The 12,578-nt window shown below is 73.5% G+C and carries 13 protein-coding genes; 6 read left to right on the plus strand and 7 right to left on the minus strand.

Annotated elements, in window-relative coordinates; all coding sequences use genetic code 11:
* Positions 1-11: 11 nt before the first annotated feature.
* Positions 12-1,088, plus strand: a complete 1,077-nt coding sequence (locus AUL35_RS07470) for a Gfo/Idh/MocA family protein (RefSeq protein WP_062013596.1) — start codon at positions 12-14, stop codon at positions 1,086-1,088.
* Positions 1,085-1,819 (plus strand): SDR family NAD(P)-dependent oxidoreductase, encoded by a 735-nt coding sequence (locus AUL35_RS07475; protein WP_062013598.1) that lies wholly within the window; start codon positions 1,085-1,087, stop codon positions 1,817-1,819. The genes AUL35_RS07470 and AUL35_RS07475 overlap by 4 nt, the downstream gene beginning before the upstream one ends.
* Here the strand turns inward: AUL35_RS07475 and AUL35_RS07480 are convergent.
* The 6 genes from AUL35_RS07480 to ribA all read right to left on the minus strand — a co-directional run bounded on the left by AUL35_RS07480 (position 1,816) and on the right by ribA (position 8,038).
* A complete protein-coding gene (locus tag AUL35_RS07480) occupies positions 1,816-2,751 on the minus strand; it encodes a dihydrodipicolinate synthase family protein (protein WP_062013600.1) in 936 nt (311 codons plus the stop codon). The two genes, AUL35_RS07475 and AUL35_RS07480, sit on opposite strands and share 4 nt — an antisense overlap.
* 140 nt (positions 2,752-2,891) lie before the next feature.
* Positions 2,892-3,686, minus strand: a complete 795-nt coding sequence (locus AUL35_RS22885) for a RibD family protein (protein ID WP_062013602.1) — start codon at positions 3,684-3,686, stop codon at positions 2,892-2,894.
* Positions 3,683-5,314, minus strand: a complete 1,632-nt coding sequence (locus AUL35_RS22890) for a hypothetical protein (protein WP_062013604.1) — start codon at positions 5,312-5,314, stop codon at positions 3,683-3,685. The genes AUL35_RS22885 and AUL35_RS22890 overlap by 4 nt, the downstream gene beginning before the upstream one ends.
* A gap of 26 nt (positions 5,315-5,340) precedes the next feature.
* Positions 5,341-6,120: an FkbM family methyltransferase gene (locus tag AUL35_RS07495; RefSeq protein ID WP_062013606.1), complete on the minus strand. Its 780-nt coding sequence runs from the start codon at positions 6,118-6,120 to the stop codon at positions 5,341-5,343.
* Positions 6,117-6,905 carry a CDP-alcohol phosphatidyltransferase family protein gene (locus AUL35_RS07500; RefSeq protein WP_062013608.1) on the minus strand — a complete coding sequence of 263 codons (789 nt, stop codon included), beginning with the start codon at positions 6,903-6,905 and terminating at the stop codon, positions 6,117-6,119. The genes AUL35_RS07495 and AUL35_RS07500 overlap by 4 nt, the downstream gene beginning before the upstream one ends.
* Positions 6,906-6,910: 5 nt before the next feature.
* Positions 6,911-8,038 carry a GTP cyclohydrolase II RibA gene (ribA, locus tag AUL35_RS07505; RefSeq protein ID WP_062013610.1) on the minus strand — a complete coding sequence of 376 codons (1,128 nt, stop codon included), beginning with the start codon at positions 8,036-8,038 and terminating at the stop codon, positions 6,911-6,913.
* A gap of 213 nt (positions 8,039-8,251) precedes the next feature.
* On the opposite strand from ribA, the gene AUL35_RS07510 reads away from it, so the two are divergent.
* The 4 genes from AUL35_RS07510 to AUL35_RS07525 are packed head-to-tail and all read left to right on the plus strand — an operon-like array spanning position 8,252 to position 11,536.
* Entirely contained in the window at positions 8,252-9,253 is a 1,002-nt protein-coding gene (locus AUL35_RS07510) for a zinc-binding alcohol dehydrogenase (RefSeq protein WP_062013612.1), read from the plus strand.
* Positions 9,254-9,300: 47 nt separating this feature from the next.
* Complete coding sequence (locus AUL35_RS07515) at positions 9,301-9,699, plus strand: 6-carboxytetrahydropterin synthase (RefSeq protein ID WP_062013614.1); 399 nt, start codon at positions 9,301-9,303, stop codon at positions 9,697-9,699.
* A complete protein-coding gene (locus tag AUL35_RS07520) occupies positions 9,696-10,757 on the plus strand; it encodes a glycosyltransferase family 4 protein (RefSeq protein ID WP_062013616.1) in 1,062 nt (353 codons plus the stop codon). The genes AUL35_RS07515 and AUL35_RS07520 overlap by 4 nt, the downstream gene beginning before the upstream one ends.
* Positions 10,754-11,536 carry a class I SAM-dependent methyltransferase gene (locus AUL35_RS07525; RefSeq protein WP_062013618.1) on the plus strand — a complete coding sequence of 261 codons (783 nt, stop codon included), beginning with the start codon at positions 10,754-10,756 and terminating at the stop codon, positions 11,534-11,536. The genes AUL35_RS07520 and AUL35_RS07525 overlap by 4 nt, the downstream gene beginning before the upstream one ends.
* A gap of 3 nt (positions 11,537-11,539) precedes the next feature.
* Here the strand turns inward: AUL35_RS07525 and AUL35_RS07530 are convergent, their stop codons facing one another.
* Entirely contained in the window at positions 11,540-12,517 is a 978-nt protein-coding gene (locus tag AUL35_RS07530) for a lysylphosphatidylglycerol synthase transmembrane domain-containing protein (RefSeq protein WP_062013619.1), read from the minus strand.
* Positions 12,518-12,578: the final 61 nt, after the last annotated feature.

The following is a 12,578-nucleotide window of genomic DNA, read 5'->3' on the forward strand; positions in this document are numbered from 1 at the left end:
CGGGAGACCCCATGCGCATCGGCATCATCGGCGCGAGCTTTGCACGCGCCGCCTATCTTCCCGCGCTCCGGCACGTCGAGGGCGCCGAGGTCGTCGCGCTCGCATCGAGCCGGCTGGAGAGCGCGACGGAGGCCGCCCGGGCCTTCGCGATCCCCCGCGCGACCGACGACTGGCGCGCCATGCTGGCCGAGGAGCGGCTGGACCTCGCGCTCATCGCCACGCCCGCCGACCTCCACGCGCCGATGACACTGGAGGCGCTGGCGCGCGGCGCCCACGTCCTGTGCGAGAAGCCGACGGCGCTGGACGCGCAAGAGGCCGAAGCCATGCTGGCGGCGCAGCGGGCGGCCGGGCGGCTCGGCATGATCGACCACGAGCTGCGCTTCAATCCCAACCGGCGCCACCTCGCCCGCCTCATCCGGGAGGGCGAGCTCGGCGAGATCCGCCACGTCAACATAGCCAACATCGGTTCCTCCTGGGCTGATCCCGCAAGCCGGCCGAAGGGCGACTGGTGGTCGCTGAAGAGCCACGGCGGCGGGCGCCTCGGCGCCAACGGTTCGCATCAGGTCGACCTCCTGCGCTGGTGGCTCGGGCCCGTGCGCTCGGTTGTCGGCCAGGCGCTGACGCTCGTTCCCGATCGCGTCGACAAGCGGACCGGCGAGGCGTGGCGGGCCGATGCCGACGACCTCTCTCACCTCACGCTGGAGATGGCGAACGGCGCGCTCGCGCAGGTCTTCATGAGCGGCGTCGCGGCGTCCAACATGGGCAACCGGACCGAGGTCTTCGGCTCGCGCGGAACGGCGACGCTCGACAACGAGACCGAACGCCTTCTGATCTCTCGCGGCGGCGGCCCGTTCCAGGACGAGACGCAGGACGACCCCAACGCGGGACTGGCAGGGCTCAACAAAGGCATCTGGAACGTGTCGGTGGTGGCGGCGCTGCGCGAGCTGACGGCGGCGATCCGCGAGGGCCGCCCGTTGCGCGAGGGCGCCACCTTCGCGGACGGCGTGGCGAACCAGCGCGTGCTCGACGCCGTCCACCGCTCCACGGTCGAGCGGCGATGGATCGATTTGGCCGAGGAGCCCCGATGAGCGCGACCCGACACGAGCCGCAGACCGTTCTCCTGACGGGCGCCGCGCAGGGCCTGGGCGCCGCGATCGCGCGCGACCTGGCCGAAGCGGGCGCGAGGCTCCTGCTGATCGACCGCGACGCCGAGGGTCTCGACGCGGTCGCGCGCGACTGCGGGTCCGGAGCACGCTTCGCGGTGGCCGACCTGTCGGATGCCGAGAGCACGCTCCGTGCCCTGCGCGAGTTCGGGAATGCGGTCGGCGAGACCGACACGCTGATCCACAACGCCGCGATCCTCAACCCGGTCGCCTTCGAGCGGGAAACGCTGGAGGGCTTCCGGCGCACGCTCGACGTCGGGCTCCAGGCCGCCTTTCTCCTGACGCAGGCCGTATGGCCGGGCATGGCGCGGCGCGGCGGCGGGATGCTGGTCTATGTCTCGTCGCGCTCGGGCATCATGGGTTTTGGCGACGAGGCCGCCTATTGCGCGGCCAAGCACGGGTTGGAAGGCTTCTCGAAGTCGATGGCCGAGGCCGGCGCGCCGCACGGCATCGCCTCGGTCACGATCACGCCCGGCATGCCGATGCACACCCCCATGTCGGAGCGCAACTACGCGCCCGAGATGAAAGGGCGCTGGGTGGAGCCGGCGCGCCTCGCGCCGGCCTTCCGCCACCTCTCGGCCGAGCGTCCGCAGGCGCTCAGCGGGCAGAGGCTCGACGCCTGGGCCCTGTCGCAGGAGCTCGCCGGCGCGGCTTAGGCGCCGATCTCGGCGAGGCGCCGCTCCTGCGCGGCGAGCAGGCGCTCGACGTCGGCGACGTCGGCAGCAGAGAGCGCCGGGCTAGGCGCGCGCAGCTTGGCCGAGCCGATCACGCCGCGCTTGGCGAGAACGTACTTGCGCACGGCCAGACCCAGACCTTGCTGCTGCTCGTAGCGCGCGAGCGGCAGGTAGGCGGCAAACAGCCGGTGCGCCGCCTCGCGCTCGCCGGACGCGAACAGGCGGCAGACGCCGACCATCATCTCCGGGAAGCAGAAGCCGGTCATCGCGCCGTCCGCGCCGCGCTCCATCTCCTCGGGCAGGAACAGGCCGCCATTGCCGCACAGGATCGAGATGCGGCGCATGCGTCCCGCATCGGACGCGGCGCGAAGGGCGCCGATCTTGGCCAGACCCGGCCAGTCCTCGTGCTTCAGCATCACGCAAGTCGGCACGTCGCGCACGATGCGCTCGATGACGCCGGGCGAGATCTGGACGTTGGTGGTGAGCGGATAGTCCTGCAGCACGAAGGGCGTGTCGCCCAGCGCCTCGCCCACAGAGCGGTAGAAACCGTGGATCTGGTCGTCGGTGCGCAGCGTCCAGGGCGGCAGCACCATGACGCCGGCCGCGCCCGCGCCCATCACCGCGTCGGCCAGCTCGCGCATCGGGGCGAGACCCGGTGCCGAGACGCCGACAACGACCGGCAGGCGACCCTGGAGCCGGTGCAGCACCCGCTCCACCACCTCGCGCGATTCGGCCGCCGTGAGCTTGGGCGCCTCGCCGAGCTGCCCCAGGACCGTCAGCCCGTCGACCCCGGCCTCCTCGTAGAAGTCCACCATGCGGTCGATCGAGGCGATGTCCACCGCGCCGGACTCGGTGAACGGCGTCACCGCGATCACGTAGACGCCCTTGGCCTGCTCGTTCAATGCTGCGGTCATTCAGCCCTCCGCAAGTGATAAATGTATACAAGTTACGGAGGGAAGACGGCCTTGTCCAGCGCCGCCGCTGCCGTCCGCCGGCCTATCAGTTCCGGGCGGCTCGCGAAACGGCCACTCGCCAAAGGCGGCCCGTCGCGCCGTCAGGCGGATGGCGCGCGGGAGGGTTCGACCGGACCGCGATCGAACGCACAGTCGAACAGCGTGTCGCTGCCGAGCGGCGTCACGCGGCATCGCGGTCGCAGCGCCTCCGAAAGGTGCGAGACGGGATCGAGGAGGAGCCCCGGCGCGCCCGAGCCGATGATGATCGGGGCGACCGTCACATGGAGCCGGTCGACGAGCCCCGCCTGGAGGAAGTGGCGGATCGTCGCCGCCCCGCCCTCGACGAGGATCGTGCGCAGCCCACGATCGGCGAGCGCCGCCAGAAGCGCGCGCGGGCAGAGCCGCCCGTCCGCCTCGCGCGGCAGGCGGAGGCTCGCGCCGTCCTCCGTCGCCGCGCAGTCCTCGGCGCGAACGAGGATCGCCCCACCCACCCCCGCCACACACTTGGCGCCGGCCGGCACGCGCCCGCTCGGGTCGATCACGACGCGCGCGGGCGAGGGTCCCTCGACCTCGCGCACGGTCAGGCGAGGGTCGTCCGCCACGACGCAGCCCGCCCCCACGATCACCGCATCGGCGAGCGCGCGCAGACGGTGGAGATGGGCAAAGCCGTCCGGCCCGGAGATGGGCGCGGCGTCGCCGTCCACCGTGGCCACGCGCCCGTCGAGGCTCTGGCCGACCTGCGCCACCACGAAGGAGGTCGCCCTTCGCCGCGCGATCGGCTCGTAGAGCGCCCAGGCCGGGTCCCACGCGTGCTCGGCGCCCGGCCCCTCGCCGCGCCGCAGAGCGAGAAGGTCGCGCCACACGGCATCGCGGACCTGAAACGGCGTGCCGGTCACGAGGCCCCCGCCGGGCTCTCGCTCATCGCGCGCACGAAGCGCTCGCGGAACTCGCTCATGGGAAAGCTCGGCACGTCGCCGGCCGGCACCATGCCGCTGGTCAGCCCCAGCGCGTCGAGACGGGCGAGAACCGCCGGGTCGCCCGACAGGATATGGAAGGGAACATCGCGCGAGGCGCCCGGGCCCGTCACGATCTCGGCCGGCTGGTGGTCGCCGAGCACCAGGGTCACGGCGTTCCGGCCGCCGCGCGCCACGAACGAGCCGACGGCCTCCAAGGCGTAGTCGATGGTCAGCGCATAGTTCCGGCGGACCTTGGCGGGATCGCGCCAGAGGACGTCGGGCGCCTCGCCCGAGCGGGCCTGCGCGTCGAAGACGCGCCCGTCGCCGACCTCCTCCCACGGCACCATCCGGGGAACCGGGGTCCAGGGCGCATGGCTGGAGATCAGGGCCGCCTCGACCATCACGGGCGCGGGCGAGGCCGCCAGGACGTCGCCGATCCGCCGGAGGGTGAACTGGTCGGGCATGGTCACCCAGTTGAACGGCAGGCCCCGGTAACCGAGATTCCAGGCCGCCCGCACCTCGTCGTAGCCGAACCATTCGGCCTCCGGCCAGGGCATGGTGATCGCCGGCATGACGGCGACCGTGCGCCATCCCGCCGTGTGAAACAAGCGGTTGAGGCTCTCGCGCCCGCTCGCGATCAGGCCGGCGTAGCGCGCCTGATTGTCGACCCAGAGGCCCGACAGGAGCGTGCCGTGGGCGAGCCAGCTCTGGCCGCCCGAGACGGGTGAGCGCATCCAGCCGCTGCGCGCGCCGATCCCGGCGGCGGCAAGGTCCCGCTCGACCGTTCGCAGGCGGCGGACGGTGGGTCCCGCGTAATCCGGCGCCTCGACCGCGCTGCGGCCGTAGGACTCCACGAAGAGCACGAGGACGTCGTGCCCGGCCAGCGCCGAAAGAAGGCCCGGGGGCGGCGCCTCGCGCAGGGGATCGTCGAGCAGTTCCCGCTCGAAGGCGGCGCGCGCCGCCAGCGAGCGCCCCATCCCGCTGGCCTTGGCGACGAGATAGGGCTCGAGATCGGCCGACAGCGGCGGGCGTCCCGCACTTGCGGGTGCCAGGAGGAGCAGGATGGACGTCACGGCCCCGAGGCCGAGGCCGCCGGCGGCGAGAAGCCGCCGCGCCCGCCCGTCCAGCCGGCGCAGGCCCGTCAGGCCCCAGGCGGCGGCGGCGAGCGCGAGGAGGAAGAGAAGGACGGCTCCGCCCAGAACCAGCGCCGCCCGCCCCATGCCGAGCGTGCCCGACAGGAGTTGCCAGCCGGCCGCCGCGATCGGGCCGTCGGTCACGGGGTCGAAGGGTCGCGAAAAGGCGAGAAGCGTTCCCCAGTCGGCAAGCTTCAGGAGCGTCGTCACGCCCGACACGGCAAGGAGCAGCGCGGCCAGGAGCGCGAAGGCGCGCCCGCGCCCGAGCGCCAGGAGACCCACGGCCCAGAACCATTCCACGGGAACGCGCCCCCATTCCGCCGCGCCCGGCCGCTCCGGCAGGGCGAGCGCGGCCAGAAGCAGCGCGAGCCCGACCGCCGCGCGCGCGGCCGACCGGGCGTCGGTGCCCCGCCGCACCGCCGATGCGGGTCGCATCGCCTCTCCCACCGCCGGCTCGCCCCTCACCGGTGCGGTGCCTCAAGGCGCGCGTAGACATCGCCGGACCGGCTGTTGCGGCCCGCTTCCTCGGCGAGAGCGGCGCGGAAGGCGGCGGGCGGCAGCCACTCGGCTCGGCGAAAGCGGAGGCTCTCGCCGACGACGAGGTTGAAGCGATAGGGTCCGAGCGCGGCGAGGTGCTCAAGGCACCGCTCGGCGATGTCGAGCGTGGCCGGCGTGTATTCGAAGGCGAGCAAGCGCAAGGGGCGCGACAGGCCGGCCAGCACCTCCGCCTCGTGCCCTTCCACGTCGATCTTGCAGAAGGCCGGCTCGCCGTATTCGGCGATCAGGTCGTCCAGCGTCGCGATCTCGACCTCGGCCCGCTCGTTCCACTCGACGCCGCGAAACCCCGCGTCCTCGCCGACCCGCCGTCGCCAGTCGGCCGAGAGCGTCGAGACGGTGGGATGGCGCGGCGAGATGGCGAGCACCGCCCGCCCCGGCCTTGCGCCCACCGCGCGGCGGTCGAGGCGGATCGGCCCGCCCGCGACGCGGCGCTCCAGATAGGCGGCCAGGCGCGGCTGCGGCTCGAAGGCGACGACGCGCGCGCCCGCGCGGGCCAGCGCCTGAGACCGGTTGCCGACATGGGCGCCGATGTCGAAGGCGAGGTCGCCGGGTGCGACCATCGTGCGGAAGAAGCGCTCCAGCGCACGCCGCCGCCAGAACTGCCCGCGATAAACGAGGATCGAGCGCCAGAGGCCGAGCGTGGCAGGCTCGACGCCGAGGCGGCTGAGAACGGCGGCGCTCACGCGGACCCTCGCAGGAGCGCCGCGATGTCCACCTCGAAGGACCACGCGAGCGCGAGAAACGCGGCGGCCGCCAGCCCGTTCGAGGTGGCGGGAGGAACCAGCGGCACGAGGACGAGGCAGAGAAGCGCGATCTGGAGCACGCACACGGCCTTTCGCCGGAACGAGGGCGCGAGCGGGCGGCGCAGCCTTTCGTCCACGCTTGCCCAGAGGCAGAAGCCGTAGCGCATCAGGCCGATCAGCATCACGAAGGCCCCGGCCTTGCCGCTCGCATAGGCGAGTGCGCACAGGACCAGGATCAGGAAGGCGTCGGTCTCCATGTCGAACCGCTCGCCGAAGCGCGAGACGAGGCCGGTGCGCCGGGCGAGCATGCCGTCCACGCCGTCCAGCGCCAAGGCGACGAGCGTCGCCCCCACCAGCCCAAGGAGAAGGGGCTCGCCGCCGGCCCCCTCCAGGCGCTCGTATTCCCAGACGAAGGTGCCGATCACCGCCGCCATGCCGCCGCGCAGCACCGTGACGGCATTGGCCGGACCGAAGCGATGGTGCGGGTGGGCGTCGAGGAAGCGGAAGACGAGAAAGCCGATCGGAAGAAAGAGAAGGAGCGCGAGCGGAGCGGTCGACCAGGAAGTGCCGAGACCCGCGACGAGGCCGAGGCTGGCGGCGAGAACCAGCAAGGCCGTCGCGCCAAGACTCGCGAGCGCGCCGGCCAGCGGCGAGGAGCCCAGCCGCAGGGGCGGGAGGACGAGCGCGCCCCGCCGGACCGTCGCATGGAAGGGATCGGCCACCATGGCCGTCAACCGTGCTTGGCGGCGATCGCCGGCCAGTCGAGGAGATGGCCCGCGCGCCGCGCCTTGGTCACGAGATAGTTCCGGTTCTCCGCCGTGACGGCGCCCAGCACCGCCGTGCGGGCTTGCACCTCGATCCCGGCCTCCCGCAGCGCGGCGATCTTAGCGGGATTGTTGGTGAGGAGTTCCACCGAGCCGATGCCGAGGCCCCGCAGCATGGCGACCGCCGCGCCGTAGCGGCGCCCGTCCGCCTCGAAGCCAAGCTCGGCGTCGGCGTCGATCGTGTCGAAGCCCTCGTGCTGGAGACCGTAGGCCCGCATCTTCGCCGCGAGCCCCGTGCCGCGTCCCTCCTGGTCGAGATAAAGGAGAACCCCGCCGCCGCGCTGGGCGATGAGTTGCAGGCCCTCGCGCAGCTGGTCGCCGCAGTCGCATTTCAGCGAGGCAAAGAGATCGCCCGTGATGCAGGAGGAGTGGATGCGCACCGGCACGGGCCGGGACGCGTCGGGCTCGCCCACCACGATGGCGAGCTGGTCGCGCTGGGCGAGGCCGCCCCGGAAGACGACGAAGCGCGTCTCGGCGGCGATGTCGCGCAGGGGTACGCGGGTGCGGGCGATCTCGCTGAAGCGCGCATCAAGACCCATCGCCTCGCGCAGATCCGACACGCCGAGCGACAGGCAGCCCGCAAAGGCCTCGTCGCGCGCCGTGGCCGGCCGGCACAGGAACACGGGCAGGATCAGCGCCAGACGGGCGAGATCGGACAGGCACGACCATTCGGGTGCCGGCCGCCATTCCGCATCGGTTTTCGCCTTCGTACCGAAGGCGACGCGCGACAGCGCATCGAAGTCGGCCGACCCGACCGCGAGCGCGACGGGCCCGAGCGTCGACAGCCCGAGCGCCCGGGCGCGGTGCGCGGTGAGGAACAGGCTGACGGAGCCGGGGTCGGAGCAGAGGAAGCGCAGCAAGTCGTCCGGCGCCGCGCAGTCCAGCGCCAGGACCGCGACGGTTCCCGTCTCCGCTTCCAGAAGAACGGGCCGCCCGTACCGAAGCTCGGAAACGGCGCGTTCGCTGTTGATCCTCGCCGTTTCGAGACGACGGTCGGCCGGGTCGAACAGGATGTCCGTGCTGCCCTTGCCCATGAACTGCTACTCCTGCACCCGAACCGCGCCGCCCAGTGCGAATGGTTCTCGCGGCTGAGTTATGACAGCTAGACGACGCGGGCGGCTTATCCAGATAGCCGCCTAAACGACTTCGCGAGCGGGAGACGTTCGGTCGCAGGGCGCCCTACGGTCGATCCCGCCGAATGCGGAACGCCGCCGGTTCTTCGCGGCGAGAAGCGGCACAAGTGGAGGATGGGAATCATCGCCACGCAGGACGGGGACAAGGACGGCGCGACGGCGCTCTGGATCACCGCCGCGGGACGGGCCGAACTGCGTCGCGGCGGCGCGGGCTTGCCCGGGACGGCGGACTGCCGGGTCCGCACGCTGTTCGGTGCCGTCAGCCGGGGCACGGAACGCCTCGTCTTCGCGGGCCTCGTTCCTCCGTCCGAACACGAGCGGATGCGCGCCCCGCTTCAGGAGGGCGCCTTCACGTTTCCCGTGAAATACGGCTACAGCGCCGTCGGCGTGGTGGAGAGCGGCCCCGAGCCGCTGCGCGGCCGCACGGTCTTCTGCCTCCATCCCCATCAGGACCGCTTCCGCGCGCCGCCCGAGATGCTTCACGTGGTACCGGACGAGGTGCCGCCCGAACGCGCCGTTCTCGCGCCCTTCATGGAAACGGCGCTGAACACGCTCTGGGACGCCCGGGTCGAGCCCGGCGACCGCGTGGGGGTGATCGGCGCGGGCCTCGTCGGATGCCTCGTCGCCACGCTCGCCGCGCGCGTTCCCGGCACAGAGGTCGTCCTGGTGGATCCGAGCGCGGCGCGGCGGGCCTATCTCTCCGGCTGGCCCTGCGCGGCGGTGGCGCCCGAGGACGCGCCGTCCGACTGCGACGTGGTGATCCACGCCTCCGGCCACCCGTCCGGGGTCACGGTGGCGCTCGGCTGCGCCGGCTTCGAGGCGCGCGTCGTGGAGGCGAGCTGGTTCGGCGCGGCCCCGGTGGAGATGCCGCTTGGCGGCGCCTTCCACGCGCGGCGCCTCGAGATCGTCTCCTCGCAGGTCAGCCACGTGCCGGCGCACCGCCGGGCGCGCTGGACGACGCGGCGCCGCCTGGAAAAGGCGCTGTCGCTTCTGGCCGACCCCGCCCTCGACCAACTCTTTTCGGGCGAGACGCCGTTCGAGCGGCTCGACCGCGACTACGCTTCGATTCTCGCCGACCCCGGCACCCTGTGCCACCGCATCCGCTACCCCGCCTGACGGGCGGGCTTCCTCATCCCTCCCCTCTCCCGACCCGAGGCCCAAGCATGTACGCCGTCGAAGTCCGTGACCACATGATGATCGCCCACAGCCTCGCGCGGCCCGTCTTCGGGCCGGCGCAGGGCATGCACGGGGCGACCTTCGTGGTGGATGCCGCCTTCTTCACCTCCGACGTCGACGAGGACGGCCTCGGCGTCGACATCGGCCTCGCGACCACGGTCCTTCGCGAGGTGATCGCTCCCCTAAACTACCAGAACCTCGACGAACTGCCCGTCTTCAAGGGCCGCGTCACGACAACGGAGGTGCTGGCGCGCCACGTCTTCGACGCGCTGGCCGGGCGCATCGCCCAGGGCGACTTCGGCCCCGGCGGCCGGCGCATCGAGCGCGTGCGCGTCACGCTGCACGAGAGCCATGTCGCGCGGGCCTGGTACGAGGCCGCGCTTTGAGCGAGCCGAAGGGCCGCCGCCTCGTCTTCGCCATTCCCGGCGACCTTTCCGCCCCCAGCGGGGGCTACGGCTACGACCGGCGCATGATCGGTGAACTCGGCCGCCTCGGCTGGGCGGTCGACGTGCTTGCGCTGCCGGCCGCCTTTCCGTTTCCGGCCGAGGCGGACCTGCGCGCGAGCGACGAGGCGTTCGCGGCCCTGCCGGACGGGACGCTCGTCCTTGTCGACGGCCTCGCCTTCGGTGCCCTGCCGCGTCTGGCGAGCGCCGAGGCGAGCCGCCTGCGTCTCGTCGCGCTCGTGCACCATCCGCTCGCGCTGGAGGAAGGCCTTGCGCCGGAGGCCGCCGAGCGGCTGCGCTCGAGCGAGCGGGAGGCGCTGCGCCACGCGCGCGCCGTCGTCTCGACCAGCCAAACGACGCGCGCCCGCCTTGCGGCCGAGTTCGGCGTGGGCGTGGAGCGCATCACTGTCGTGCCGCCGGGCACCGAGCCCGTGGCCGCAGCCGCGCCTCGCGGCGGGAGCGCCGAGCCCCTGATCCTCTGCGTCGCCGCGCTGATCGAGCGCAAGGACCACGCGGTGCTGGTCGATGCGCTCGGCCCCTTGCGCGGCCGCCCGTGGCGCTGCCGGATCGTGGGCAGCGACACGGCCGACCCGGCGACCGCGCGCCGGCTGCGCGAGCGGATCGCAAACGCCGGCCTTGCCGGGCGCATCGAGGTTCCCGGCGCGGTCGCTGATATCGAGGCGGAATACCGGCGCGCCGACCTCTTCGCCCTGCCCTCGCGCTTCGAGGGCTACGGCATGGCCTTTGCCGAGGCCATGGCGCACGCCCTGCCCGTGGTCGGCTGCGCGGGCGGCGCGGTGCCCGAGGTCGTGCCGCCCGAGGCCGGTCTTCTCGTGCCGCCGCGTGACGCGCCGGCCTTTTCGAGCGCGCTCGCGCGTCTTCTCGACGACGCGCCGCTTCGCGCGCGCCTGTCGGCCGGCGCCCTGGCCGCCTCGCGCGCTCTGCCGGGCTGGGCGGCCTCGGCCGCGATCCTGTCCCGAACCCTGGAGGCGATCCGATGAGCGGCTTCGACACGCGCTGGCTCGACCTGCGCGAGCGCGCCGACCACGCGGCCCGCGACGGGGCGCTCCTCCGAGCCGCCGCCGCCTATCTCGCGGCGGGCGGCGAGGCGCCGCTCGCGGTCGACCTCGGCTCGGGCACGGGCTCCACGCTGCGCGCCTTCGGCTCCCTTGCGGAAGCCGCGCGCTGGCGCCTCGTCGACAACGACCCGCGCCTTCTGGAGGCCGCCGCGTCGCGCCTGTCCGGGTTCGGGGCGGTGGAGCGTGTCGAGGCCGATCTGACGCGCCTGTCCGCGTCCGAGATCGAGGGCGCGCGGCTGGTCACCGCCTCGGCGCTCTTCGACCTCGCCTCGCGTTCCTTCGTGGAAGAACTCGCCGCCCTGCTGGCCGAGCGACGCGTCGCGCTCTACGCCGCGCTCAACTACGACGGCGCGATGCGCTGGGACCCGCCGCTCCCAGCGGACGACGAGGTCGTCGCGGCCTTCAACCGGCACCAGACCGGCGACAAGGGCTTCGGCCCGGCGCTCGGGTACGGGGCGACGGAAGCGCTGCGCGAGGCCTTCGCGCGTCAGGGCTTCGAAGTGCGCCTCGCCCGCAGCCCCTGGCGTCTCGGGCCGGGCGACGAGGCCCTTCATGCGCTGTTCCTGGAGGGCGTCGTGGCGGCGGTGGCCGAAACCGGCGCGGTCGAGCCGGCACGGCTCGCGGACTGGGCGGCGCGACGGCGCGCGGCGGGGCCGTTCTGCGAGGTCGGCCACTGGGACGTCCTCGCCCTGCCGCGCTGAGCGTCAGGCCGTCGCGCGGCGGCGTCGACGCGCGACGGCGAAGCGCAGGAGAACGAGAAGTCCGGGCATCGCGCCGAGGAGCGAGGCCAGCCCGTAGACGAGGCTCGCCGCCACGGCCTCCTGGGCGCCGAGACCCGCCACCGGCAGGATCGCGGCGGCCGCGCCCTCGCGCACGCCCCAGCCGCCGACCGAGACTGGCAGCAGCATGGACAGGAGCACGAGCGGCACCAGAAGCAGCGCGGCCCCGAGACCCAGCGGTGCGCCGACCGCCGCGCCCGCCAGCGCGAAGGCCGCGAGATAGGCGCCCACCACGGCGAGCGAGCTCGCGAGCTGCACGAGCGGCGCCCCGCGCCGGAAGAACGCCTCGCCGAGCGCCGGGCCCATCGTAGCGATGAACCCCGCCGCCCGGCCCCTTGCGCGGGTCAGAGCGAGGCCGAGCAGGACGGCGAGGAGCAGGACACCCGCGAGAACAAGCGGCGTCCATCGCCCCGGCAGGTCCCGCCCGTAGACGAGCGGTGCGAGAAGGACGCCCGCCAGCGCCGCGCCCAGAAGCACGACCTGCCCCGACAACCGCTCCAGCACCACCGCCTGCGCGGCGCGAGCCGTGCGCCGTTCCCCGCCGCGCTCGCGCGACGAGCGCAGGACGCGTACCGCGTCGCCCGCGACGCCGCCCGGCAGGACCTGGTTGAGGAGACTGGCGAGATAGTATTCCGCGACCGCCCGGCCGAGCGGCAGCGCCTGGCCGAGGCGCCCCGCCGTGAAGCGCCAGCGCAGCGCGGAAACGAGGACCTGGACCTGCACGGCGAGAAGGGCGAGCGCGAGGGGCACGGGCTCGATGCCGGCAAGCCGGCGCGCGACGCCGCTCCCGTCGACGAGCCGGACGGTCGCCGCGAGCACGAGGAGCCCGGCGGCAAGCTGCGCAACCGGCAGGAAGGGGTGCAGGCGGCGCAGGGCGCCGGGCAGGGTCGGACCTGGGTTCAAGCCATCCTCGGATGAGGCGCCTTCGCCGCATCGTCGCGCTCCGGCCTCCGCGGCGCGATAT

This window comes from Aureimonas sp. AU4 (assembly GCF_001463765.1).
Classification (GTDB): domain Bacteria; phylum Pseudomonadota; class Alphaproteobacteria; order Rhizobiales; family Rhizobiaceae; genus Aureimonas.

Bases quoted from the DNA above. Each gene is read 5' to 3' on its own strand.
- AUL35_RS07470 (WP_062013596.1), top strand. From the start codon at position 12: ATGCGCATCGGCATCATCGGCGCGAGCTTTGCACGCGCCGCCTATCTT.
- AUL35_RS07475 (WP_062013598.1), top strand. From the start codon at position 1,085: ATGAGCGCGACCCGACACGAGCCGCAGACCGTTCTCCTGACGGGCGCC.
- AUL35_RS07480 (WP_062013600.1), bottom strand. From the start codon at position 2,751: ATGACCGCAGCATTGAACGAGCAGGCCAAGGGCGTCTACGTGATCGCG.
- AUL35_RS22890 (WP_062013604.1), bottom strand. From the start codon at position 5,314: ATGCGACCCGCATCGGCGGTGCGGCGGGGCACCGACGCCCGGTCGGCC.
- AUL35_RS07500 (WP_062013608.1), bottom strand. From the start codon at position 6,905: ATGGTGGCCGATCCCTTCCATGCGACGGTCCGGCGGGGCGCGCTCGTC.
- ribA (WP_062013610.1), bottom strand. From the start codon at position 8,038: ATGGGCAAGGGCAGCACGGACATCCTGTTCGACCCGGCCGACCGTCGT.
- AUL35_RS07510 (WP_062013612.1), top strand. From the start codon at position 8,252: ATGGGAATCATCGCCACGCAGGACGGGGACAAGGACGGCGCGACGGCG.
- AUL35_RS07515 (WP_062013614.1), top strand. From the start codon at position 9,301: ATGTACGCCGTCGAAGTCCGTGACCACATGATGATCGCCCACAGCCTC.
- AUL35_RS07525 (WP_062013618.1), top strand. From the start codon at position 10,754: ATGAGCGGCTTCGACACGCGCTGGCTCGACCTGCGCGAGCGCGCCGAC.